Below are 23,602 nucleotides of genomic sequence, written 5' to 3'. Positions count from 1 at the left end.
GAGCCCGGTGCCCGGCGGAGCCGGGTTTCCTGGGGCTCCGCCCCAGACCCCGCTCCTCAAACGCCGGAGGGGCTGGGTTCGGTGCCGGAGGGGCTGGGTTCGGTGCCGGCGAGGCTACTGGCAGACCTGGCGCCACGCGTCCAAGTCGTACCGCTTCTGGAGCGAGCTGAGCTTCGCCGCACGGGCGCGCGGGCACCAGCGGTTCAGCTTGCCCTCGTACTCCACGTGGAACACCGCCTTGCCCGCGTCGATGAACGGCACGTACCGGTCGCACTCCTCGTACTCCATGCACTGCTCGTTGACCGCGAAGTCGAAGTCGCCCACCAGCTCCGGGATCTGGTCCAGGTCGTTCTTCAGCCCCACCGACATGCCCCGGTCGTGCACCAGCCGGGCGATCAGGCGGTTGTACTTCAGCTGGTCGTCCGCGGTCAGCGGGAAGCCGGACCGGTTGGCGTAACCGTCCATGTTGTCGGGCTCCACCGCGTCGAAGCCCTTCGCCTTGCACATGTCGAACCGCTTGGCCATCAGCGGTTCCAGTTCCGCCAGCCGCCGGACGTCCAGCCACCGTTCGCCGTCCCAGCCGTTGCCCTGGCCCAGCAGCGCCTTCGGGAAGGCTCCGGCGTCCGGCCGGAAGTCCTCCCAGGCGCCGGTGGAGAGGTAGCAGATGGTCTTGCGGCCGGCCTTCTTCAAGGTGGCCACCTGCTCCTTGGTGGTGTTGAACCCGTCGACGTCGTACACGGCCGCCTTCACCGAGGTGTCGAGCTTCCCGGTGAGCTGCCACTGCCAGCCGACCCCCGGCTTCGGCTGCCAGCGCTGCCCCGGCGGCGGGTCGGGCGACAGCCCGTCGCGTTCCGGTTCCGGCTCGGCGGTGCACGCCGCGAGCAGCAGCAGGGGCACGGCCAGCAGCAGGGCGATCTTCCTCATCCCGCCGCCTCCAGCGCGTACGGCAGGGTCCCCCAGGGGTGCGCGCCGCTGCCCGGGACGGCGCAGTGCACCCCGGCCCCGCGTTCGGCGGCGAGTTCCTCGGCGCGCCGGGCGGCGAACGGGCCCGGCGGGACGGCGTAGACGAGGTGGCAGAACCGCGCGGCCGGGTGGTCGGCGGTCCACGGCGGTGCGGGTTCCGCGTCCCGGTAGGCGTCCCAGGGGCCCTCGAAGGTGACGAGCAGGTCGGCGAGTTCGGCGTACCCGGGGTGAGGGTGGACCCCGTGGTTGAGGACGAGGGTGCGGGCGCCCGCGGCCCGGGCGGCGACCGCGAGCCGCCCGTAGTGCGGGAGCAGTTCCGGGTCGGCGGAGGCCTGGTCGAGGAAGGCCCCGTCGGTGGCGTACCAGTCGCGGTGGCGCAGCAGGTCCTGCACCACCTCGGCGTGCGGGCGCCGCCCGTAGTCGGTGTCGGCGTACCCGAGGACGGGTACGCCGGCCTCGCGCAGCCGTTCGGCGACGACGGCGAACCGTTCGTCGCGGGCGGCGCCCGGTCCGCTGTCGGGATTGAGGACCACCGAGTGCAGCCGGCCGGCGGAGCGGATGAGCCGCTCCCAGTCCTCCGGCCGGTCGGCGGGATGCTCGTAGAGGGGCACCAGCAGCATGGGGTCCTTCTTCTCGGACGGAGGGTGCGTCATCGGTGGGCGGTCGCGCGGCCGAGGAGCAGGCAGACCAGGGTGGCCAGGACGGCGGCGGCGGTGCCCGCCACGACCAGTTGCACCGCCCGGGGCTGGCCGAACCCGGTCAGCAGGGCCAGGCTCTGGGCGACGGCGGCCGAGGAGCAGACCACGGCCGCGGGCCGGACCGCCCCGAAGGACTGCAGGAGCAGTCCGGTCCACATGACGGCCCCGAGCAGCAGCAGGGTCGCGATCCGGACTCCGGTGAGGACGGGGGCGTCGGGCCAGAGCAGGGTGCCGACCAGGCCCAGGACCAGCAGGACGGTCAGGTAGACGGCGAGGCACCGGGTCAGGGTGGCGAGCATCCTCCGGCGGAAGGCCCGGGGCGAGCGGGCCCCCTGGAGTCCGGAGAGGGTCCCGCTGCGGAACCGGTGGAGCAGCCATTCGGCCGGGCCCATGCTGAGGGTGAGGGCCACCGCCGAGGGGGCGGCGACCGCCTCGGCGGGACCTCCGGCGAGGACCTCCCCGAGGGCGGCGTACAGCACGAGCAGGCCGGTGCCGAGGCCGAAGACCCCGAAGGGGACCGAGTCCCCGATCCTGGGTCCGCGGGGTGCGAAGTCCTCCTCGGCGCCGCGCAGCATCTGCCAGCGCACGGGGCCGTGGCCGGGCCGGCGGGCCGCGGAGGCGCGGATCCGGCGCACGACGGACCGCAGCCCGGCGCGCAGCGGGAGTTCCCTGAGGGCCAGGGTGCAGGCGGCCAGCAGGGACACCGCGAGCAGGGTCACCCGGACCGGCACGGGCAGGTCGACGAAGAGCGCGAGCAGTGCTCCGGCGGCCATCGGGGCGAGCGCGCCGAGCAGGACCCGTTCCCGGCCGAGGACCAGCAGGACGGTGGCGGCCCCGACGTAGAAGGCCTGTCCGGCGGCGAAGGCGTAGGAGAACGGGGGCCCGCCGGGCACCGCCAGTGCGGCGGCGGTGCCCAACAGGGCACCGACGGGGGCTCCGACGAGCAGGGTCCGCCCGGCGGCGCGCCGGTCGCCGAGGCCGAGCCAGGAGTAGGCCCGGTGGGACAGGGTCTGGTCCCAGACCCAGCCGATGAGCGCGCCGGCGAGCAGGGTCAGGGTCCCGGCGGGCAGGCCGAGGCGGTCCTGGGGGCCTTCGAGCAGGGGCGCGCCGAGCAGGTAGGCCAGGCCGGGCAGGGCGAAGATGACCCCGCGCAGCAGGCAGGCGGTGAGGGAGACCCTCCAGGGGTCGGGGGCGGGCCCCGTCTCCGGGAAGGAGCGGGGCACGCGGGCGTAGAGCTCCTCGGCGAGGGCGAAGGAGTCGTGCCGGCCGTAGGTGAGCCGGATGTACTCGTCCGTCATGCCGTCGGCTTCGAGGATGGCGGCGATCTCGTCGGGGTGGACGGCGGAGGCGATGAACACGTCGAGGCGCTCGGCGAGTTCGTCCATCGGGTCGGTGGCGGCGTCGGCGGCGGTGACGTCGGCGCCGGGGCCGTCGCGGCGCGGCCGGGGGATGGCCGGGAGCGTGTCGGATCCGGAACCGGGGCCGGAGCCGGGCGGCTTGAGCCAGAGGGATCCGCTCACCACCGGCCCCCTTCCCCGGAGTCCGTCCGGGGATGCCCCAGGGCGGCGAGTTCGCGGTACCAGGGATCGGCGAGCCGCTGGGTCCATGCGTCGCCCGCGTGGACGGGCAGGACGGGCTGGCCGGCGAGTTCGCGGTAGATGTGCCGGAAGCCGTCCACGGACTGGTGGAGGGTGAACTTCTCGACGACCCGCTTGCGGGACAGCCGGCCGAGTTCGGCCCGGCGTTCGTCGTCGCGGAGCAGGGCGAGGGTGGCGCGGGCCATGGTCTCGGGCTCGCGCGGCGGTACGACGAGGCCGGTGTCGCCGACGGCCTCGCGGACCCCGCCGACGTCGGTGGAGACGGTGGTGCGGCCGCAGGACATGGCCTCGATGATGCTGAAGGGGAAGCCCTCGCTGATGGAGGAGAGCATGACGACGCTGCCCGCCGCGTAGGCCCGGGCCACCTGCTCGATGCGGCCCTCGTAGGTGATCCCGTCGGTCACGCCGAGTTCGGCGGCGAGCTTCTCCAGGCGGAGCTTGTACTCCTCGCAGCCGGCCGGGACGGGCCCGAAGAGGCGCAGCCGCAGGGCGGGGAGCTCCTCGCGCATGAAGGCGTAGGCCCGGATGAGGGTTTCGAGGTCCTTGATCGGGTCGATGCGGCCGCACCAGCTGAGGGTGGGCACGTCGGGTTCGGGGCCGGCATCGGGGAAGGCGTGCGGGTCGACGCCGTTGTAGACGGTGCGGATGCGGTCGGACTCGGCGCCTCCGCGCTCCTCCCAGCGGCGGTTGTACTGGTTGCACGGGGTGATCAGGTCGGCCTGCCGGTAGCCCTCGGTGTTGAGCTCGCGGTAGAAGCCGAGCATGAGGGCCTTGACGGGCCAGCGCTGGGCGGCGCTGCGGTAGCCGAGGTAGCGCTCGCGCAGGTAGATGCCGTGCTCGGTGAGCAGGAAGGGGACCCCGTCGAGGTATTTGGCGGCGAGGGCCGGGAGGGTGGCGAGGCCGCTGCTGACGGCGTGCGCGACGCTGTCGGGCGGGATCCGGACACCGAGCGGGCGCAGCGCGTGTTCCAGCAGGTCGGTGGCGGTGAGCGCGTCGTGGATGGTGGGCTGGGCCTCGGCGGTGACGAGTCCGGGCCGGGTCCATACGGTCATCAGCAGCCGCAGGACCGATTCGGAGCGCAGGGCCGGTGCGAGCTTTCCGGCCCGGGCGAGGACGGCCAGTTCGCGCAGGGCCTCGGAGAAGCTGTGCCGGGCGGGATCGGGCTCGGGGTCGAGCAGGGTGAGCAGGAAGCTCTCGTAGACCTCGGTGAAGCGGCGCTGCGCCCTGCCGCGCAGGGCCGACCGGCGGATGCGGGACGGGAGCGGCCCCCAGAGCGGGAAGGCGGTGTGCCGGTAGACGTTGCGGGGCAGTTCCCAGGTGACCGGCTCTCGTCCGGAGCCGGTCAGGGCTATGACGTTGAAGTCGACCTCCGGCATGCCTCGTACCAGTTGGTCGCACCAGGTGCTGACGCCCCCGTGGACGTGCGGATAGGTGCCTTCGGTGAGCATGGTGACGTGACGCCCATGACTCATGCGGTGTGTCCCCCCAGGACGGAAAAGGGGCCGGCGCCCGTGGGTTCGCGGAGCGCCGGCGCTAGGTGGTACTCGTGGTGGCTTGCGCGACGGTCAGCTGGGCAGCTTGAGCGTGACGGCGCTCTGCAGCGTCTCCGGACCGGTCCACGCGGAGCGGGTACCGGCGTAGGCGGTGCCGAAGTCGGCGGTGCCGAGCAGCAGCTGCTTCTTGGTGCCGGTGGGTGCGGTCACCGGGGCGACGACCCCGGAGGGCGCCTTGATGGTGACGTCCTTGCCGATGCGGTAGGCGGTGACCTTGCCGTCCGCGAGGGCCTTGTCCCAGGCGGTGCGGCGCTGGAACTCGACGCCGGTGTCCTTCATGCTCTGGTTGACGATCGGCGCGCTGGGGGCGTACAGGGTGCGGTAGGTGTCGAGGACCTGGTTGAGCACGGGGTAGAGGGTCCGGTCCTCGGCGAGGTTGGACTGGTGGACGTAGTGCGGCCGCGGGTCGTTGGCCAGGACGTGCCGCAGGGCGGTGCGGGCCTCGGCCGGGACGATGGTGTCGAGGTAGCCGGTGTTGACGTTCAGCGGGGCCGGCAGGCAGGTGGAGGTCGCCGGGTTGTCCTCGCAGATGCCGCTTCCGCCGTGGGCTCGGCTGGTGTAGATCCAGTTGTACTCGTCGGCCATCTCGGCGTTGGTGCCCGTGTTGTAGTACACGTTCATCGGGTGCCGGGGGACGGTGAGCGCCGCGCCGACCGCTCGCTGCGCCGGTTCGCGGGAGTTGTCGCTGCCGGCCCACTTGACCCCGTTGTCGGCGAGGGCGCCGGCCAGGTTGGGGTTGTCGACGGGCTGCTGCGGTGCGGTCTTGAGGCCGGAGTGCTCACCGGTGACCAGTTCGGTCCGGTCGGTGGTGATGCCCTTGGCCGCGGCCCAGTTGTTGTTGTCGCGGATCTGGGCGGAGATCTCGGCGCGGCTCATGTACTGGATCGCGCCCGCGGCGTTCTTCGTACAGGTCCACGGGGTGACGGCGGTGTTCTGGACGCAGCCGAGGAACGGGTGGGTGTAGGTGTGGTTCATCCACCGGTACTTGGCGCGGTCGGCGACGAGCTGGGCGGTCATCGCGTCGACGCCGCCGTTCGCAGCCTTCCACTCCTCGCCGGCGCCGCCGTTGAAGAGCATGTCCAGCTTGAAGTTCTTGGACGTCTGCCACTGCGCCGCGTACACGGCGTCGGCGGCGCTCATCCGGATGGTGCTCTCCTTGCCCTCGCCGCCCGCACAGGCGTAGTCGCCCGGCGTGCAGTTCAGCTCCTTGTTCCAGCGGGCGTCGGGGGCGAAGACGTCGTCGACGTGGACCGCGAAGTAGCTGCGGCTCTGGCCGAGGTGCACCCCCTGGGTCAGCCAGTCGACGATGCCGCGGGCGAGCAGCCGGAACTGCTGCTGGTACTGGTTGTAGCCGAAGGTGACGACCAGTTCGCTGCGGCCGTCGTGCGTGTACTCGCCGACGAGCGAGGCCCGACCGGAGCCGACGGGCGCGTCGACGTAGCTGGTGTAGCCGGGGCGCGGCTTGCCCATGAAGCCGAAGCTCTCGGGGACCAGGGCCGAGTTGTCCTCGAAGGTGACCTGGCCGCCGAGGTAGGCGAAGGGGCCGGTCTTTCCGGCGGTGGTGACGGCGGCCTGGGTGCCGTCGAGCTGGCCGCTGTAGCCGCCGTTGTCGGTGTATTCCAGCCCGACGCCGGGGTGGGCCCAGGTGTAGGCGTCAACCTGGCGGATGCCGTAGGTCGTCTCGTACGCGGCGAGCGCGGCCATCTCGGCCGAGCCCTCGCCGAACGGGTTCTCGTTCGGCAGGACGACACCCTGGTACTTGGCGCGCGGGCGGCCGTCCACCGTGTCGCTGAGGAAGCCCGCGTTGATGACCGGGCGGCCGCTGCTGCCCAGCTGGACGCGGGTGTAGGGCACCCCCGTGTCGCGGAGTTCCGCGGTGATCGCCTCGACCGAACTGCCGCCGTCGTCGACGACCAGCACCTTCAGGTCGATGCGCGGTGCCACGGCCGCCCGGGCGGTCGAGGCGGGTACTGCCACGGACACCAGGGCTGCTGCCGCCATCATCGCGGCGACCCTGTTCATCCGATTCTTGTTGACCATATTCGGCCTTTCCCCCCGCAGGCGTCCCTCGACCGGCCCTTGGCGGACAGCCGGGCCTGGGAGGCTCTGTGGAAATCATGCAAAGGAACCCCGCGTCCCCTTGCGAGAGTGGACCGAGTCTTTCGGACCTCGTCAGGTCTACGGGGCAAACCTGGAGCAGAGTCCACAGATGGGTGAACCTGATGGCCACTTGATCGAACAACTTGCCAAACCTTCGAGTGACGTACGGACGAGCGCGTACGCGTAGGCTCATTTCTGGCGGCTGTCGGGCCCGAATACGATCGCTACGGATGGCCGTCCACCCACTCGGCCCACACACACAAACGGAAGCGAGACTTCACCACCGTGACTGCTCTGACTCTCAGCACTGCCGGCGCGGCGACGCTCCGCGCCGACGCCCTCGTGGTCGGCGTGGCGAAGGGCCCCAAGGGACCGATCGTCGCCGCGGGCGCCGAGGCCGTGGACAAGGCGTTCGACGGCAAGCTCGCCGGTGTCCTCGAAGCCCTCGGTGCCTCGGGCGCCGAAGGCGAGATCACCAAGCTGCCGGCCCCGGCGGGCCTCAAGGTCCCGGTCGTGCTGGCAGTGGGGCTCGGCTCCGTCCCGGAGAAGGACGAGTCGTTCGACGAGGAGGTGCTGCGCCGCGCCGCCGGCGCCGCCGCCCGCGCGCTGCACGGCAACAAGAAGGCCGCCTTCGCCCTCCCCCTGGAGGACGCCTCGGCCGTCACCGCCGTCGCCGAGGGCGCGCTGCTGGGCGCGTACGCGTTCACCGCCTACCAGGGCGGCGAGAACAGGGCCCGCAAGGAGACCAAGGGTACCGGCCCGAAGCAGCCGCTCGCCGAGGTGGCCCTGCTGGGTGCCAAGCCCCGCGACAAGGAGCACAAGGCCGCCGTCGAGCGCGCCGCGGTCGTCGCGACCGAGGTCAACGTCGCCCGTGACCTGGTGAACACCCCGCCGAACGACCTGACCCCCGAGGCCTTCGCCGCGGTCGCCTCCGCGGCCGCGAAGGAGAACGGCATCAAGGTCCAGGTGCTGGACGAGAAGGCCCTGATCAAGGGCGGCTACGGCGGCATCATGGGCGTCGGCAAGGGCTCCGAGAACCTGCCGCGCCTGGTGAAGCTCACCTACACGCACCCGAAGGCGGAGAAGACCCTGGCCTTCGTCGGCAAGGGCATCACCTACGACTCGGGCGGCATCTCCCTGAAGCCGGCCGGCCACAACGAGACGATGAAGTGCGACATGGCCGGTGCCGCCGCCGTGTTCGCCTCCGTCGTCGCGGCCGCGAAGCTGGGCCTGAAGGTCAACGTCACCGGCTGGCTCGCGCTCGCCGAGAACATGCCGTCCGGCTCCGCCACCAAGCCCGGTGACGTGCTGCGCATGTACAGCGGCAAGACCGTCGAGGTCCTCAACACGGACGCCGAGGGCCGCCTGGTCCTCGGTGACGCGCTGACCAAGGCCTCCGAGGACAACCCGGACGCGATCGTCGACGTCGCCACCCTGACCGGCGCGATGGTGCTCGCCCTCGGCGACCGCACCTTCGGGATCATGGCCAACGACGACGCCTTCCGCACGTCGATCCACGAGATCGCCGAGGAGGTCGGCGAGTCCTCCTGGCCGATGCCGCTCCCCGCCGAGCTGCGCAAGACCATGGACTCCCCCACCGCCGACATCGCGAACATGGGTGTCCGCATGGGCGGCGGCCTGGTGGCCGGCCTCTTCCTGCAGGAGTTCGTCGGCGAGGGCATCACCTGGGCCCACCTCGACATCGCCGGCCCGGCCTTCCACGAGGGCGCGCCGCACGGCTACACCCCCAAGGGCGGCACCGGCTCCGCCGTCCGCACCCTGGTGCGTCTCGCCGAGCGCACGGCCACGGGCGACCTCGGCTGACCACCCCGTTCGATGTGACGTGACGCACCCCGGGCCGGGTCAGGGCCCGGGGTGCGTCCGTCTCACGACGAAACCTGAAGGAATCGGTAGGTATCTCGGTAGGTATCTACGCAGCGGTAACCCCCGGTCCGGGCGGATCGCCCGATCACATCGTGGGCCCGGCGTCCCGCGTGCCCCCGACAAATGCGAAGATGGGTTCTCGGCAGGACAGGGCCCCCACCACAGGGCCGAAGAAACAAGCGGCCGTATACCAGCCGCCGCCCGGTCACAGAGGACCGGTGCCCGGCGCACATGCATGGAGGACGTGACGTGGCGAACGACGCCAGCACCGTTTTCGACCTAGTGATCCTCGGCGGTGGCAGTGGCGGTTACGCCGCGGCGCTGCGCGCATCCCAGCTGGGTCTGGACGTTGCCCTGATCGAGAAGAACAAGCTCGGCGGCACCTGCCTGCACAACGGCTGCATCCCCACGAAGGCTCTGCTGCACGCGGGCGAGATCGCGGACCAGGCTCGTGAAGCCGCCCAGTTCGGTGTCAAGACCTCCTTCGAGGGAATCGACATCGCGGGTGTCCACAAGTACAAGGACGAGGTCATCTCGGGCCTGTACAAGGGTCTGCAGGGCCTGGTCGCCTCCCGCAAGGTGACCTACATCGAGGGAGAGGGCCGCCTCTCCTCCCCGACTTCCGTCGACGTGAACGGCCAGCGCATCCAGGGCCGCCACATCCTGCTGGCGACCGGCTCCGTGCCGAAGTCGCTGCCGGGCCTGAACATCGACGGCAACCGCATCATCTCCTCGGACCACGCGCTGGTCCTGGACCGCGTCCCCGAGTCGGCGATCGTCCTGGGCGGCGGCGTCATCGGCGTCGAGTTCGCCTCGGCGTGGAAGTCCTTCGGTTCCGACATCACCGTCATCGAGGGCCTCAAGCACCTCGTGCCGGTCGAGGACGAGAACAGCTCGAAGCTGCTGGAGCGCGCGTTCCGCAAGCGCGGCATCAAGTTCAACCTGGGCACCTTCTTCGACAAGGCCGAGTACACGGAGAACGGCGTCCGCGTGACGCTGGTCGACGGCAAGACCTTCGAGGCCGAGGTGCTGCTGGTCGCGGTCGGTCGCGGCCCCGTCTCGCAGGGTCTGGGCTACGAGGAGCAGGGCGTCGCGATGGACCGCGGCTACGTCCTGGTCGACGAGTACATGCAGACCAACGTGCCGACCATCTCGGCCGTCGGTGACCTCGTCCCCACCCTCCAGCTCGCGCACGTCGGCTTCGCCGAGGGCATCCTGGTCGCGGAGCGTCTGGCCGGCCTCAAGGCCGTCCCGATCGACTACGACGGTGTCCCGCGCGTCACCTACTGCCACCCCGAGGTCGCTTCCGTCGGCATCACCGAGGCCAAGGCCAAGGAGATCTACGGCGCGGACAAGGTCGTGGCCCTGAAGTACAACCTGGCGGGCAACGGCAAGAGCAAGATCCTCAAGACCGCGGGCGAGATCAAGCTCGTCCAGGTCAAGGACGGTGCCGTGGTCGGCGTCCACATGGTCGGTGACCGGATGGGCGAGCAGGTCGGCGAGGCCCAGCTGATCTACAACTGGGAAGCCCTGCCGGCCGAGGTCGCGCAGCTCATCCACGCGCACCCGACCCAGAACGAAGCGATGGGCGAGGCCCACCTGGCCCTCGCCGGCAAGCCGCTTCACTCCCACGACTAATTCGTCACGGGCGCGACGACCACTTCCGCACTTTCGTTAGGAGCAACTGAAACCATGTCGGTTTCCGTAACCCTTCCGGCGCTCGGTGAGAGCGTCACCGAGGGCACTGTCACCCGCTGGCTGAAGGCCGAGGGCGAGCGCGTCGAGGCCGACGAGCCGCTGCTCGAGGTCTCGACCGACAAGGTCGACACCGAGATCCCCTCCCCCGTGTCGGGCATCCTGGCCTCCATCAAGGTCGCCGAGGACGAGACCGTCGAGGTCGGCGCCGAGCTGGCCGTCATCGACGACGGTTCCGGCGCTGCGGCTGCCGCCGCGGCTCCGGCCGCCGAGCCGGCCCCCGCGGCCGAGGCCCCCGCGGCCGCTCCGGCCCCGGTCGCCGAGGCCCCCGCGGCCCCGGCCCCCGTCGCCGAGGCGCCCGCTGCCGCTCCGGCCGCCTCCGGTACCGATGTCGTGCTCCCCGCCCTGGGCGAGTCCGTCACCGAGGGCACCGTTACCCGTTGGCTGAAGGCCGTCGGCGAGTCGGTCGAGGCCGACGAGCCGCTGCTCGAGGTCTCCACGGACAAGGTCGACACCGAGATCCCCGCGCCGGTCTCCGGCACGCTGCTGGAGATCCTGGTCGGCGAGGACGAGACCGCTGAGGTCGGCGCCCGCCTGGCCGTCATCGGCGTCGCCGGTGCCGCCCCGGCCGCTGCCGCTCCGGCCGCCGTCCCGGCTCCGGTCGAGGCCGCCCCGGCCGCCGCTCCGGCTCCGGTCGAGGCCGCCGCCCCGGTGGCCGCTCCGGCTCCGGTCGCCCCGGCCGCTCCGGTCGCCGCTCCGGCTCCGGTCCAGGCCGCCGCCCCGGTGGCCGCTCCGGCCCCGGTCGCCCCGGCCGCCCCCGTCGTCCCGGCCCCGGCCGCTCCGGCCGCCGCCGGTGACGAGGGCGCGTACGTGACCCCGCTGGTGCGCAAGCTCGCCTCGGAGTCCGGCGTCAACCTGTCCACGGTCTCGGGCACCGGTGTCGGTGGCCGCATCCGCAAGCAGGACGTCCTGGCCGCCGCCGAGGCCGCCAAGGCCGCTGCCGCCGCCCCGGCGCCGGCCGCCGCTCCGGCCGCGAAGGCCCCGGCCGCCGCGGTGTCCGAGCTGCGCGGTCAGACGGTCAAGATGACCCGCATGCGCAAGGTCATCGGCGACAACATGATGAAGGCCCTGCACTCGCAGGCTCAGCTCAGCTCCGTGGTCGAGGTGGACATCACCAAGATCATGAAGCTGCGCGAGAAGGCCAAGGGCGCGTTCCTGGCCCGCGAGGGCGTCAAGCTCTCGCCGATGCCGTTCTTCGTCAAGGCCGCTGCCCAGGCGCTGAAGGCCCACGCGGTCGTCAACGCCCGGATCAACGAGGACGAGGGCACCATCACCTACTTCGACTCGGAGAACATCGGCATCGCCGTGGACTCCGAGAAGGGCCTGATGACCCCGGTCATCAAGGGTGCCGGTGACCTCAACCTGGCGGGCATCTCCAAGGCGACCGCCGACCTGGCCGCCAAGGTCCGCGGCAACAAGATCACGCCGGACGAGCTGTCGGGCGCGACCTTCACCATCAGCAACACCGGCTCGCGCGGTGCGCTGTTCGACACCGTCATCGTGCCGCCGAACCAGGTCGCCATCCTGGGCATCGGTGCCACGGTCAAGCGTCCGGTGGTCCTGGAGACCGCCGAGGGCACCGTCATCGGCGCCCGCGACATGACGTACCTGACCCTGTCCTACGACCACCGCCTGGTGGACGGCGCGGACGCGGCCCGGTACCTCTCGGCCGTCAAGGCGATCCTCGAGGCCGGCGAGTTCGAGGTCGAGCTCGGCCTGTAAGGCTCAGCGCACGGCCCCGGCCGTCGCACACGGCGCCCCCGCCCGGAACACCCTCCGGGCGGGGGCGCCGTCGTCGTACCCCTCTCGGAGCCCTGGTCGGGAGCCTGTTGTAACCAGCCTCACCCAGCGTCCGCGACCGGGAACGCATCCGGTGGGGGCTACTCGGCCGTATTGTCTACGCATCGAAGCGATGCATGCCCCTACAGGAGATGAAGCCCCGATGATCACCCCACCCGTCGTGCACTCGCTGCGCGAGCAGATCCGCGAGCACATCGTGGAGGGGATCGTCAGCGGGCGCTGGAAGCCCGGCGAGCGGATCGTCGAGCGCCGGATCGCCGTGGAGTTGGAGGTCAGCCAGACCCCCGTACGGGAGGCCCTGCGCGAGCTGGAGACGCTGCGGCTGATCGAGTCGGCGCCGAACAAGGGCGTGCGCGTACGGAACCTCTCCGCGGCCGACCTGGAGGAGATCTACCCGGTCCGGGCCGGCCTGGAGCAGATCGCGGCCGAGCTGGCCGCGCCGCGGCTGGCGAGCGACTGCTCGGCGCTGGAGCCGCACGTGGCGGCGCTGTGGGAGGCCGACCGTACCGAGGACGGGACCGCGCAGGTGCGGCACACCGTCGGGTTCCACCGGGAGATGGTGCGGGCCGCCGGGAACAGCGTGCTGCTGCACACCTGGGAGAGCCTGGGCATCGAGGTCTTCACGGCGCTGTCCATCCGCTGGCTGGGGACCGTGCAGAAGTCGTACGCCGAGGAGCACGAGGCGCTCGTCGAGGCGTTCCGCAGTCAGGATCCGGACATCGGGCTGCTCGTGAAGCGGCATGTCCTGGGGTGCGCCCCGCGCGCTTGATCGACTGCGGGCGGGCCCGTTTGTCCGTGTTTGACCGGCACCGCGTGCCTATTTCTCTGGCACGCGGTGCCGACTTTCGCCGGATGGACGTTTCTTTGTCACTTTCATTTGATCGATCATCGATCAGCGATTTACAGTCGTCGCGGACCTCAACCAGGTCCGCCGACCCTGTCCTGCCCGTCAGGGATTTTTTCACCACCTCTCCTTTGTCCGGAAGGCGGCGCACAGCAATGTCCGACCCCGTAGGAAAGCTTCCGAGCGAGCTCGACCAGCTCCCGGACCGCGACACCGAGGAGACCGCCGAATGGGCGGCCTCCCTCGATGCCGTCGCACAGGCCGCCGGTACGCGCCGCGCCGAATACCTGCTCCGCCGCACGCTCCAGCACGCCGAGGCCGCCGGCCTCGCCCTGCCGAAGCTGCTGGAGACGGACTACGTCAACACCATCCCGACCGCCGCGGAGCCCGAGTTCCCCGGTGACGAGGAGATGGAAGCCAAGATCACCGCATGGAACCGCTGGAACGCGGCCGCCATGGTGACCCGCGGCTCCAAGTACGGCGTCGGCGGCCACATCGCCACCTTCGCCTCGGCCGCGTGGCTCTACGAGACCGGCTTCCAGCACTTCTTCCGCGGGAAGGAGGCCGACGGATCGGGCGACCAGCTCTACATCCAGGGCCACGCCTCCCCCGGCATCTACGCCCGCGCGTTCCTCGACGGACGCGTCTCCGAGCAGCAGCTCGACAACTTCCGCCAGGAGTCCGGCGGCAACGGCCTGCCGTCCTACCCGCACCCGCGGCGCCTGCCGTGGCTGTGGGAGTTCCCGACGGTGTCCATGGGCCTCGGCCCGCTCTCCGCGATCTACCAGGCGCGTTTCAACCGCTACCTGCAGAACCGGAGCATCAAGGACACCGCCAACTCGCACGTCTGGGCCTTCCTGGGCGACGGCGAGATGGACGAGCCCGAGTCGACCGCCGCCCTGGCCCTCGCCTCCCGCGAGCAGCTCGACAACCTGACCTTCGTCATCAACTGCAACCTGCAGCGCCTCGACGGTCCGGTCCGCGCCAACTTCCGCGTGGTCCAGGAGCTGGAGGCCCAGTTCCGCGGCGCCGGCTGGAACGTCATCAAGTCGCTGTGGGGCTCCGCCTGGGACGAGCTGTTCCAGCTCGACACCACGGGCGCCCTCGTACGCCGCCTGCGCGAGGTACCGGACGCGCAGTTCCAGACGTACGCGACCCGCGACGTGGCCTACATCCGCCAGCACTTCTTCGGCGCCAACGCCGAGCTCGTGCAGCTGGCCGGGGTGCTCTCCGACGCGAAGATCGCCGAGTGCTTCCACTCCTCCCGCGGCGGCCACGAGCCCCGCAAGGTCTACGCCGCGTACAAGGCCGCCCTGGAGCACAAGGGCGCGCCGACGGTCATCCTCGCGCAGACCGTCAAGGGCTACACGCTGGGTGCCGGGTTCGAGTCGAAGAACGCGAACCACCAGATGAAGAAGCTGACGATCGACGAGTTCAAGGACATGCGTGACCTCCTTGGCCTCCCGATCCCGGACAGCGCCTTCGCCGACGGCGTCGTCCCGTACGGCCACCCGGGCGCGAACAGCCCCGAGGTCCAGTACCTGAACGAGCGCCGCGCGGCGCTCGGCGGCCCGGCTCCGGCCCGCAAGGTCAAGCACGTGGCCCTGCCCGCCCCCGCGGACCGTTCCTTCGCCCCGCTGCTCAAGGGCTCCGGCAAGCAGGAGATGGCCACGACGATGGCCTTCGTCCGGCTCGTCAAGGACCTGATGCGGGACAAGGAGACCGGCAAGCGCTGGGTGCCGATCGTTCCCGACGAGGCCCGCACCTTCGGCATGGAGTCCCTCTTCCCGTCGGCCGGCATCTACTCGCCGCTGGGCCAGACGTACGAGCCGGTCGACCGCGACCAGCTCATGTACTACAAGGAAGCCAAGGACGGCCAGATCCTCAACGAGGGGATCACCGAGGCCGGCGCCATGGCCGACTTCATCGCCGCCTGCACGTCGTACGCGACGCACGGCGAGCCGATGATCCCGTTCTACATCTTCTACTCGATGTTCGGCTGGCAGCGCACCGCCGACCAGATGTGGCAGCTCGCCGACCAGCTCGGCAAGGGCTTCATCGTCGGCGCCACCGCCGGCCGCACCACGCTGACCGGTGAGGGCCTCCAGCACGCGGACGGCCACTCGCACCTGATCGCGTCCACGAACCCGGCGTCGCTCAACTACGACCCGGCCTTCGCGTACGAGATCGCGGTGATCGTCAAGGACGGTCTGCGCCGGATGTACGGCGAGACGCCGGAAGACGTCTTCTACTACCTGACGGTCTACAACGAGCCGAAGGTGCAGCCCGCCATGCCGGAGGGCGTGGAGGAGGGCATCCTCAAGGGCCTCTACCGCTTCAACACGGCGGCGGACCTGGCGGAGGCGGCCCCGGCCGCCGACGCCGCCAAGGTCCAGCTGATGGCCTCGGGTACGGCGATCCACTGGATCCTGGAGGCGCAGAAGCTGCTGGCCGCCGAGTGGAACGTGGCCGCCGACGTCTGGTCCGCCACCTCCTGGGGCGAGCTGCGGCGCGAGGCGCTGGAGTGCGACGAGGCGCTGCTGCGCGGCGAGGTGCGCACCCCGTACGTCACCCGCGCGCTGGAGGGTGCCGCCGGCCCCGTCCTCGCCGTCTCCGACTGGATGCGTCAGGTCCCGGACCAGATCAGCCAGTGGGTGGAGCAGGACTACACCTCGCTCGGTACGGACGGCTTCGGCCTGTCCGACACCCGTGAGGGCGCCCGCCGCCACTTCGGTGTCGACGCCCAGTCGATCGTGGTGGCCGCGCTGGCCCAGCTCGCCCGCCGCGGCGAGGTGCCGGCGTCCGCCGTCAAGGAGGCCCGGGAGCGCTACGGCCTCTGAGCCGCCGGCCTTGACCGTGCCCGTCCGTGAGGCGGCCCGTCCCTTCGGGGAGGGGCCGCCTCACGGCGTTTCCCGGTGACCCGAGCCGTGTGAGGCGCGTGGGACACCGGCCTTTGGCCGTATGCGCGGTGGCGGCCGGGGGGCGGACCCGTGATGCTGGAGCGGTGATGGACGAGACGGAGTTCTGGGAGATCGTCGACCGTACCCGCGAGGCCGCCGACGGCGACCCCGAGGAACACGCCGAGCTGCTCGTGGAGCGGCTCGCACTGCTCGACCCGGACTCCGTCCTGGACTTCGCCCGCCACTTCGAGTCCCGGTACAACCGGGCGTACACCTGGGACCTGTGGGGTGCGGCCTGGGTGCTGCTCGACGGGGCGAGCGACGACGCCTTCGACTATTTCCGCTGCTGGCTGATCGGCCAGGGGCGGGAGGTGTTCGAGGGCGGGGTGCACGATCCCGACCAGCTGGCGGAGCTGCTGGGCGACTTCGACGAGGAGATCGACGGGGACGGCGAGGAGCTGGGGTACGCGGCCGACGAGGCGTACGAGCAGCTGACCGGGGCGGTGGCGCCGGACCTGGGCATCCCGCTCCAGGCGGCCGAGCCGGAGGGCGCCCCGCTGGACTTCGAGAACGAAGCCGTGCTCGCGGAGCGCTTCCCCCGGCTGTGGGACCGGTTCCGCGCCTGATCAGTAGTGCGTGCCGCCGTCGATGCGGATCTCCGTACCGGTGATGAACGCACCGTCCTCGGAACCCAGCATGGCGACGACGCCGGCGACGGTCTGCGGGCCGGCGAAGCCCTGGCCGAGGGCCGGGGCCAGCTTGGTGAAGAGGGACCAGTCGGTGTCCTCCGGCAGGCCGGGGCCGGTGCCGGTGGTCATGCCGCTCTCGATGGAGCCGGGTGCGACGCTGACGAAGCGCAGGCCCTGCTTGCTGTACTCGGCGGCCAGTGCGTGGGTCATGGACTGGATGCCGCCCTTGCTGGCCGCGTAGGCGGACATGTAGGGGTGGGCGAAGGACGCCGAGGTGGAGCTGAAGTTCACGACGACCGGCCGGTCCGCGGCCAGCAGGGCCGGCAGGGCCTCGCGGATCATCAGGAAGGTGCCGGTCAGGTTGACCCCGATGACCTGGTTCCACAGGTCGAGGGTGGTCTGGTGGGTGTGCGCGGAGCGCAGGATGCCCGCGGCGTTGACGAGTACGTCGATCCCGCCGAGGACGCCGACCGCGGCGGCCACGCCCTCCTTGACGGCGTTCTCGTCGGATATGTCGAGGAGCGCGGTGGTGAGCCGGGCCGCGTGGCCTCCCCCAGCTACCGCTGGGAGGTGCCCCCCTGCAGCGGCCTGGTCGGCGGTGGCCTTCAGACCTGCCTCGTTGACGTCCACGGTGTGGACCCGGCCGCCCTCGGCGAGGATGCGGTGGACGGTGGCTTGGCCGATGCCGGAGCCACCGCCGGTGATGAGGACGCGACGTCCTTCGTAACGGTTCATGGCGCGAGCGTACCCAAGCAATGGCACGTTTTGCCATGATGACAAAGAATGTAATCGACAAGGTGGGCGAGGGGTACGCTTCACCCGTGAAATCCCCTCGTCCGTACTCTCCCCAGGCCGGCCCCGGAGCCCAGTCGCTGACCGAGCGCCGCAAGGCCGCCACCCAGCTCGACATCGCCCGCGCGGCCTGCGAACTGTTCGCCGAACACGGCCCCGACGGCACCACCGCCGAGGACATCGCCCACCGGGCGGGGGTGGCCCTGCGCACCTTCTACCGCTACTTCCGCAACAAGCAGGAGGCGGTGGCCCCACTGCTGGCGGGAGGCGGTGACGCCTGGCGCGCCCTGCTCGCCGAGGAGGACCCCGGCACGCCGCTCGGCGAGGCGCTGGAACGCGCGGTCACCCGGTCCCTGAGCGGACAGCAGGCGGTCGAGGAGGGCCTGGAGGTGACCCGCGGCCTCCTGCGCGCGGCGGCGGACGACCAGGCCCTGCGCGCGGTGTGGTACCGCGTGAACCAGGACTCCGAGGAACACCTGGTCCCGGTGATCTCCCGATTGGCGGGCCCGGGGGCGGACCCGTTGGAGGTGCGTCTGCTCGCGGCGGCGGCCACGGACGCGATCCGCGTCTCGTTGGAGCTGTGGTCGACGACGCAGGCCCCGGTCTCGGGCCCCGGATCCCCGGCGGAACTCGCGGTCCGCTGCCTGCGCGACCTCACAGGGGCGATGCCCCTGCTCCTCCGCTAGGGGAGGACCAGGGGCATCGCAGGCATCGCAGGCATCGCATCGGGCCGGGTCGGGCCGGGTCGATGGCCTTGGGCTTCAGGTCGGGGTTCAGCCACCCCAGCCGCCGCCTCCGCCACCGCCGCCCCCTCCTCCGCCGCCACCCCAGTTGCCGCCGCCGCCGTCGCCACCGCGACCGCCGTCGCCGCCGCCACCCCAGTTACCGCCGCCGTCGCCGCCCCCGCCGCCACCCCAGTTGCCGCCGCCGTCGCCACCGCGACCGCCGCCGTCACCCCCGCCGCCACCCCAGTTACCGCCGCCGTCGCCACCGCGACCGCCGTCCCCACCACGGCCGTTGCCCCAGTCACCGTTGCCACCGCGACCGTTGCCCCAGTCGTCGTGGTGGCCCCAGTCACCGTTGCCACCGCGGCCGGAGTCGTTCCAGTTCGACCAGTTCGAGTCGCGCCAGTTGTGGTTGTCGCGCCAGTTGTCGTTGTATCCACCGACACCGCCCCGGTCCCAGCACCAGCTGGGACGGTTGCGCCAGTCGTGGTTGCAGCAGGCGTCCCACCGGGCGTCGGATCGGTTCGAGGGGTACCGGTAGCAGTCGTAGCCACCGTTCCCGCCACCGCCGCTACCCGTGACGACCGAAGCCGAGGCGCTGGCGACGGGCAGCAGACCTATCGCGATTCCCGCGGCGCCCGCCATGGCTGCCGCAACGATCTTACGGCGCATTTTCATGCACCTCCGCACATGTCTCGCTTATAGGGCTTTTAGGTCATTTCCACCCTCACTCGCCCATGCGGACCTGTCAAAGCGGAAAGGCCCCCCGCCGCGCTCCGTGGAGCCTGGCGGGGGGCCTCCCATCAGGCATTTTCAGAGGTCGAAGCACAGCATGGAATTGCTTCTGCACAACCGGTGCACCAGGCGCCACACAGCGAGGGCGTCGAGCGGCTACTCATCGGTACTCCGTGCGGACGGCCCTCCACGGTCGTCGCACTCCTGCGAGGCCCGCCGGCAGTCATGATCCGCCCCGTTGCGCAGCTCGTTCCGTACGTGCCGCCAAGCACGGATGATCTGCGGAAGCTTCGCCAGCACCTCGCCCACCTGGAGCAGCAGGAGCGTGAGGCACCCGAAGGCGGCAAGGACGATCAGGCTGAGGTCGTCCCAGTTCACGAGGCGCGCCGACCGAGCAGCGCCTGGCGAGAAATCCAGTCGAGGGCGTCCGCCCCCAGCCGGTCGGGCGCGTCCAGCAACGAGGCCTCCACCGCCGCGAGGTCGGCCAGCGCCCCGGGCGCACCCGACCGGTCAAGAAGGGCGAGGCGTTCCATCGCCGAGGCGACGGCGCCGGGCCAGCCCGGCATTGCGAAGTGAGCGGGAGCCTTGGACACGGCCGAAGCGGCCCTGTGCAGCAGTCCCGCGCGCCACCCCTGTTCACGCATCACCTCCGCGGTGAACCGGACCCGGCCGTCGACGTGCTGGACGAACTCCGCCGTAGATGCGGACACCGTCCGCAGCGCGAAGCGCGAGCCACCGGCCCAGGGAAGGTCCACGTTCGAGGCCACGGCCACGAACGCGAGCAACACCTCGGGCCCGTCGTCCTTGGCGGCCACCAGGGCTGCGCGCGCCCTGCGGTACAGATCGATGCTCTGAGCGAAGATCTCCCCGTCTCTCGGCCCGTCGTCGGCCGCGTGGATCACGTCCAAAGGCCCCTCTCGCCATGCGTCGGCCACCAGGCCCACCGCCGCCGCGCTCACCAGGGCGTCCGTGTCATCCGCGTCGATCCCGGAGTGCGCCAGGACGAGGAGGGCCTGCTCCTCGATGTCCGGAAGCGGCACATGCTTCTCTTCGACCTCCGGCCTCCCCAAGAGGGCCGCGATTCGAGGCGCCAAGGGTTCGGGCTCGGGCTGCTCCACGGTGATGTCGTGATCCGCCAGATCTTCGAAGACCGCGTCCGGCCCGCAGTCGATGTGTGTGGAGTCGTGGCGTCCCGAACATTCTTCCGGGCATTCGAACTCCTCGCACATCTCCGGCTCCTCGGGCTGCGCTTCGTTGAGAAGGTGATAAGCCAGCCGCTCCGCCACCGCCTCCCGTGCCGCGATCATGGCCAGGTCGAGCCGGAAGGCCTCGTCCTTCATCTCCGCATCCGTACGCTCCACAGAAGCGGGTGGCTCCGGAGCGTCGGGGACCCAGGTGTACGCGGACTCCAGCGAGACCAGTAGCCAGGCGACGCGCAGTGCCTCGACTTCCGTCCCCCGCGCCAGCCCCGCCACGGCCTCAGCGGCCTGCCGGACGCTGTCGAGCCGGGCGAGGTGGCGTTCGCGCACCGGCATCCAGGCCGCGGATTCCGCTCGGGCCCGCTCGGCGTCGTGGGTCCGCGCGGCGTCGCGGGCCCGTCGCGCCCGGGTGACCGATCGGGTCAGACAGGGGCGGCACCCGAACAGCCCGGACGTAGGCGTCGGCCCGAGCGGTACGGCGGCGAGGTCCTTGCCGAACGGCTTGTCGCAGAGGCAGCAGTCCAAGCCGCCCACCTGCCGAGACGTGGGCATGCTGGGCAACGCGGCGGCGCGGATCGCGTCATGGGCATAGGCAGGGATGTGCATGCGCGGCAACTCCTTGGGCGAAGGCGCTCCGTCGGCGCCTTCTCCATGCGCCGCTCGGCCGCGAGTCACGGTTTGGCGGGCCGACCGGCGAACTTGACGCATACTGACTCGGCCCTGGCCTGCAGCTTCTACCGTGTTGACGGAACTTGACACCGCGAAGAGGGAGGAATCCCCTTGACCGCTCCCACCCCAACCCAACCGGCAGGGCGACACCGTGAGTTGGCAGAAGCGTTGCAGGAGCTGCACCGCTCGGCAGGCCGGTTGAGTTTCCGGAAGGTGAGCGCGCTCATCCGCAGCCGCGACGACCAGTTATCGGACGCCAGCCACGAGACCGTTCGCTCCGCCCTCAATGGGATACGGGTACCGCGCTGGGAGACCGTCCACGACATCGTCGTCGTCCTGGCCGGACTGTGCAGCCCGCCCCGGGACGAGGAGTCCGAGACGGCCAGGTTCCTGCTGCTGTGGCGCACGATCAGTGAGGGGGACTCCGGCGCACTGAAGTCGTTCCAGGAGCTCGTCCACGGCGGCTGGGGAGGTGGGGACGGCACGTGGACGCCGGAGCTGGTCATGGGCGCGTTGGTCAACCCTTTCAGCGCCATCGAGATCCATCCCTCGCTCACCGTCCCGCACGAGCCGCTGATACCCGAGGACCAATGGGTCCACGGAATGGCGCGGCTGATCGAGGAGCAGGGAGCCGAACACGCACTGAGGGTCCTCCTGCACACGTTGAAGGGTGACTACGTCGGAGCGGAGGAGGGTGCGCCGTACGGCTACTGCAATCCCGACCGGGAGGCCATGGAGGCTCACGCGGCCTTCCAGTACGGCTGCCACGAGATCCTGCGGCGACTCGGCCGCGAGCCGAACCTCCTCGCGGAGTCGATCCGTGCCATGCGCGCCGACGAGGCAATGGACAGGGACGACCGGGCGGAAATGCTCGAGAACGAGTCGGATCTGAGCCTGATGCGCGAGGTGATGATCGTGACTCCGGACACCTGGGGCGAGGTGTCGGAGGAGGCGCATCACATGGTCTTCGGCTACCTGATCAAGCAGATCAGCCCGGTGGCCCCGCTCGGGTTTCCCGACGCCGAGCGGTTCCAGATCGTGTGGCGCATCCCCGAGCTGCCCGCAGCGTAGCCGGCTCGCCGGTCCGGAGCCCTCGCCGATGACGACGGCTCAAAAGCAGTGGGGCCGCCACTCCGGACGGAGTGGCGGCCCCACTGCTGTGCTGACGCAGGCAAGGATCCGGCGGTCGGGGCCGGTTCAGGTCACCCGACCTCGCCTTCTAGATGTCGAAGTACAGCTCGAACTCGTGCGGGTGCGGACGCAGCGCGATCGGGGCGATCTCGTGCGTGCGCTTGTAGTCGATCCAGGTCTCGATCAGGTCGGGGGTGAAGACACCGCCGGCCAGGAGGTACTCGTGGTCCTCCTCGAGGGCCTTGAGGACGTCCTCGAGGCTGGTCGGGACCTGCGGGACGCTCGCGTGCTCGTCGGGCGAGAGCTCGTAGAGGTCCTTGTCGATCGGCTCCATCGGCTCGATCTTGTTCTTGATGCCGTCGAGGCCCGCGAGCAGCAGCGCCGAGAAGGCGAGGTACGGGTTCGAGGACGGGTCCGGCGCGCGGAACTCGACGCGCTTGGCCTTCGGGTTCGAGCCCGTGATCGGGATGCGCATGGCGGCGGAGCGGTTGCGCTGCGAGTACACCATGTTGACCGGCGCCTCGAAGCCCGGGACCAGGCGGTGGTAGGAGTTCACCGTCGGGTTGGTGAACGCCAGCAGCGACGGGGCGTGCTTGAGGATGCCGCCGATGTAGTAGCGGGCGGTGTCCGACAGGCCCGCGTAGCCGGCCTCGTCGTAGAACAGCGGGTCGCCGTTCGCCCACAGCGACTGGTGCACGTGCATGCCCGAGCCGTTGTCACCGAAGATCGGCTTCGGCATGAAGGTCGCGGTCTTGCCGTTGCGCCAGGCGACGTTCTTCACGATGTACTTGAAGAGCATCAGGTCGTCGGCCGCGGCGAGCAGCGTGTTGAACTTGTAGTTGATCTCGGCCTGGCCACCGGTGCCGACCTCGTGGTGCTGGCGCTCGACCTGGAGGCCCTGGGCGTCCAGCTCGAGGGAGATCTCGGCGCGCAGGTCGGCGAAGTGGTCGACCGGGGCTACGGGGAAGTAACCACCCTTGTAGCGGACCTTGTAACCACGGTTGTTCTCCTCGGAGCCCGTGTTCCAGGCGCCGGCCTCGGAGTCGATGTGGTAGAAGCCCTCGTTCGCGGAGGTCGCGAAGCGCACGCTGTCGAACACGTAGAACTCGGCCTCGGGGCCGAAGAACGCGGTGTCGGCGATGCCGGTGGAGGCGAGGTACGCCTCGGCCTTCTTCGCGATGTTGCGCGGGTCGCGGCTGTAGGCCTCACCCGTGATCGGGTCGTGGATGAAGAAGTTGATGTTGAGCGTCTTGTCCTTGCGGAACGGGTCCAGACGCGCGGTGGTGATGTCGGCACGCAGCGCCATGTCGGACTCGTGGATCGCCTGGAAGCCGCGGATCGAGGATCCGTCGAAGGCGAGCTCCTCCGCCGGGTCGAACGCTCGCGCCGGGATGGTGAAGTGCTGCATCACACCAGGCAGGTCGCAGAAGCGGACGTCGACGAACTTGACGTCGTTCTCCTCGATGTACTGCTTCACTTCGTCGGCGTTCTTGAACATCCAACTCCTCCTACTCCCGACCCCGGGGGAGGGACGGGCTTTATAGCTCGTGGCGCGTCAGTGCGGTGC

Annotated in this window: 18 protein-coding genes; 8 read left to right on the top strand and 10 right to left on the bottom strand. The window is 70.7% G+C overall.

All coding sequences use genetic code 11. From position 1 onward, the window contains the following. Nucleotides 1-114: 114 nt before the first annotated feature. The 5 genes from OG594_RS10325 to OG594_RS10305 all read right to left on the bottom strand — a co-directional run bounded on the left by OG594_RS10325 (nucleotide 115) and on the right by OG594_RS10305 (nucleotide 6,852). Nucleotides 115-924: an endo alpha-1,4 polygalactosaminidase gene (locus OG594_RS10325; protein WP_266597430.1), complete on the bottom strand. Its 810-nt coding sequence runs from the start codon at nucleotides 922-924 to the stop codon at nucleotides 115-117. Then, a complete protein-coding gene (locus OG594_RS10320) occupies nucleotides 921-1,616 on the bottom strand; it encodes a spherulation-specific family 4 protein (RefSeq protein WP_266597428.1) in 696 nt (231 codons plus the stop codon). The genes OG594_RS10325 and OG594_RS10320 overlap by 4 nt, the downstream gene beginning before the upstream one ends. Then, nucleotides 1,613-3,181, bottom strand: coding sequence for a hypothetical protein (locus tag OG594_RS10315; RefSeq protein ID WP_266597426.1), 1,569 nt, complete (start codon nucleotides 3,179-3,181; stop codon nucleotides 1,613-1,615). The genes OG594_RS10320 and OG594_RS10315 overlap by 4 nt, the downstream gene beginning before the upstream one ends. Beyond that, entirely contained in the window at nucleotides 3,178-4,731 is a 1,554-nt protein-coding gene (pelF, locus tag OG594_RS10310) for a GT4 family glycosyltransferase PelF (protein ID WP_266597424.1), read from the bottom strand. Before pelF ends, OG594_RS10315 begins: the two co-directional genes overlap by 4 nt. Nucleotides 4,732-4,824: 93 nt before the next feature. After that, complete coding sequence (locus OG594_RS10305; protein WP_266597422.1) at nucleotides 4,825-6,852, bottom strand: hypothetical protein; 2,028 nt, start codon at nucleotides 6,850-6,852, stop codon at nucleotides 4,825-4,827. A gap of 345 nt (nucleotides 6,853-7,197) precedes the next feature. Between OG594_RS10305 and OG594_RS10300 the strand changes: the two genes are divergently transcribed. From OG594_RS10300 to OG594_RS10275, 6 genes are all read left to right on the top strand, one after another. Beyond that, nucleotides 7,198-8,736, top strand: coding sequence for a leucyl aminopeptidase (locus OG594_RS10300; protein ID WP_266597420.1), 1,539 nt, complete (start codon nucleotides 7,198-7,200; stop codon nucleotides 8,734-8,736). Nucleotides 8,737-9,045: 309 nt separating this feature from the next. Continuing rightward, nucleotides 9,046-10,434 carry a dihydrolipoyl dehydrogenase gene (gene lpdA, locus OG594_RS10295; RefSeq protein WP_052872496.1) on the top strand — a complete coding sequence of 463 codons (1,389 nt, stop codon included), beginning with the start codon at nucleotides 9,046-9,048 and terminating at the stop codon, nucleotides 10,432-10,434. 54 nt (nucleotides 10,435-10,488) lie between these two features. Beyond that, nucleotides 10,489-12,273 (top strand): 2-oxoglutarate dehydrogenase, E2 component, dihydrolipoamide succinyltransferase, encoded by a 1,785-nt coding sequence (gene sucB, locus OG594_RS10290; RefSeq protein ID WP_266597416.1) that lies wholly within the window; start codon nucleotides 10,489-10,491, stop codon nucleotides 12,271-12,273. Nucleotides 12,274-12,496: 223 nt separating this feature from the next. After that, nucleotides 12,497-13,120 (top strand): GntR family transcriptional regulator, encoded by a 624-nt coding sequence (locus OG594_RS10285; protein ID WP_030010631.1) that lies wholly within the window; start codon nucleotides 12,497-12,499, stop codon nucleotides 13,118-13,120. A gap of 230 nt (nucleotides 13,121-13,350) precedes the next feature. Further along, complete coding sequence (gene aceE, locus OG594_RS10280) at nucleotides 13,351-16,035, top strand: pyruvate dehydrogenase (acetyl-transferring), homodimeric type (protein ID WP_266597414.1); 2,685 nt, start codon at nucleotides 13,351-13,353, stop codon at nucleotides 16,033-16,035. 167 nt (nucleotides 16,036-16,202) lie between these two features. Continuing rightward, nucleotides 16,203-16,721: a DUF4240 domain-containing protein gene (locus OG594_RS10275; RefSeq protein WP_030010629.1), complete on the top strand. Its 519-nt coding sequence runs from the start codon at nucleotides 16,203-16,205 to the stop codon at nucleotides 16,719-16,721. Here the strand turns inward: OG594_RS10275 and OG594_RS10270 are convergent, their stop codons facing one another. Beyond that, nucleotides 16,722-17,519 carry an SDR family NAD(P)-dependent oxidoreductase gene (locus tag OG594_RS10270; protein WP_266597411.1) on the bottom strand — a complete coding sequence of 266 codons (798 nt, stop codon included), beginning with the start codon at nucleotides 17,517-17,519 and terminating at the stop codon, nucleotides 16,722-16,724. 86 nt (nucleotides 17,520-17,605) lie between these two features. Between OG594_RS10270 and OG594_RS10265 the strand changes: the two genes are divergently transcribed. Continuing rightward, nucleotides 17,606-18,262 carry a TetR/AcrR family transcriptional regulator gene (locus tag OG594_RS10265; RefSeq protein WP_266597408.1) on the top strand — a complete coding sequence of 219 codons (657 nt, stop codon included), beginning with the start codon at nucleotides 17,606-17,608 and terminating at the stop codon, nucleotides 18,260-18,262. An 87-nt stretch (nucleotides 18,263-18,349) separates the two neighbouring features. Here the strand turns inward: OG594_RS10265 and OG594_RS10260 are convergent, their stop codons facing one another. The 3 genes from OG594_RS10260 to OG594_RS10250 all read right to left on the bottom strand — a co-directional run bounded on the left by OG594_RS10260 (nucleotide 18,350) and on the right by OG594_RS10250 (nucleotide 20,841). Continuing rightward, the gene (locus OG594_RS10260; protein WP_266597406.1) at nucleotides 18,350-18,973 is read right to left on the bottom strand and encodes a hypothetical protein; all 624 of its coding nucleotides are present in this window, start codon (nucleotides 18,971-18,973) and stop codon (nucleotides 18,350-18,352) included. A 219-nt stretch (nucleotides 18,974-19,192) separates the two neighbouring features. Then, nucleotides 19,193-19,414 (bottom strand): hypothetical protein, encoded by a 222-nt coding sequence (locus tag OG594_RS10255; RefSeq protein ID WP_266597404.1) that lies wholly within the window; start codon nucleotides 19,412-19,414, stop codon nucleotides 19,193-19,195. Further along, nucleotides 19,411-20,841: a hypothetical protein gene (locus OG594_RS10250; RefSeq protein ID WP_266597402.1), complete on the bottom strand. Its 1,431-nt coding sequence runs from the start codon at nucleotides 20,839-20,841 to the stop codon at nucleotides 19,411-19,413. The genes OG594_RS10255 and OG594_RS10250 overlap by 4 nt, the downstream gene beginning before the upstream one ends. A gap of 276 nt (nucleotides 20,842-21,117) precedes the next feature. Here OG594_RS10250 and OG594_RS10245 point away from each other — a divergent pair, with 276 nt between their 5' ends. Continuing rightward, on the top strand, nucleotides 21,118-21,975 hold the full coding sequence (locus OG594_RS10245; protein ID WP_266597400.1) for a hypothetical protein: 858 nt from the start codon (nucleotides 21,118-21,120) through the stop codon (nucleotides 21,973-21,975). Between the two features lie 148 nt (nucleotides 21,976-22,123). Here OG594_RS10245 and glnA read toward each other — a convergent pair whose 3' ends face one another. Continuing rightward, the gene (glnA, locus tag OG594_RS10240; RefSeq protein ID WP_189736380.1) at nucleotides 22,124-23,533 is read right to left on the bottom strand and encodes a type I glutamate--ammonia ligase; all 1,410 of its coding nucleotides are present in this window, start codon (nucleotides 23,531-23,533) and stop codon (nucleotides 22,124-22,126) included. Nucleotides 23,534-23,602: the final 69 nt, after the last annotated feature.

It is taken from the genome of Streptomyces sp. NBC_01214 (assembly GCF_026340975.1).
Taxonomy (GTDB): domain Bacteria; phylum Actinomycetota; class Actinomycetes; order Streptomycetales; family Streptomycetaceae; genus Streptomyces.
This window is presented reverse-complemented; position numbering and strand designations above follow the sequence as displayed.

Excerpts from the sequence above, each read along its gene's own strand:
- OG594_RS10305 (WP_266597422.1), bottom strand. The coding sequence starts at position 6,852 with ATGGTCAACAAGAATCGGATGAACAGGGTCGCCGCGATGATGGCGGCA.
- glnA (WP_189736380.1), bottom strand. The coding sequence starts at position 23,533 with ATGTTCAAGAACGCCGACGAAGTGAAGCAGTACATCGAGGAGAACGAC.
- pelF (WP_266597424.1), bottom strand. The coding sequence starts at position 4,731 with ATGAGTCATGGGCGTCACGTCACCATGCTCACCGAAGGCACCTATCCG.
- OG594_RS10260 (WP_266597406.1), bottom strand. The coding sequence starts at position 18,973 with ATGCGCCGTAAGATCGTTGCGGCAGCCATGGCGGGCGCCGCGGGAATC.
- sucB (WP_266597416.1), top strand. The coding sequence starts at position 10,489 with ATGTCGGTTTCCGTAACCCTTCCGGCGCTCGGTGAGAGCGTCACCGAG.
- OG594_RS10270 (WP_266597411.1), bottom strand. The coding sequence starts at position 17,519 with ATGAACCGTTACGAAGGACGTCGCGTCCTCATCACCGGCGGTGGCTCC.
- OG594_RS10250 (WP_266597402.1), bottom strand. The coding sequence starts at position 20,841 with ATGCACATCCCTGCCTATGCCCATGACGCGATCCGCGCCGCCGCGTTG.
- aceE (WP_266597414.1), top strand. The coding sequence starts at position 13,351 with ATGTCCGACCCCGTAGGAAAGCTTCCGAGCGAGCTCGACCAGCTCCCG.
- OG594_RS10320 (WP_266597428.1), bottom strand. The coding sequence starts at position 1,616 with ATGACGCACCCTCCGTCCGAGAAGAAGGACCCCATGCTGCTGGTGCCC.
- OG594_RS10325 (WP_266597430.1), bottom strand. The coding sequence starts at position 924 with ATGAGGAAGATCGCCCTGCTGCTGGCCGTGCCCCTGCTGCTGCTCGCG.
- OG594_RS10275 (WP_030010629.1), top strand. The coding sequence starts at position 16,203 with ATGGACGAGACGGAGTTCTGGGAGATCGTCGACCGTACCCGCGAGGCC.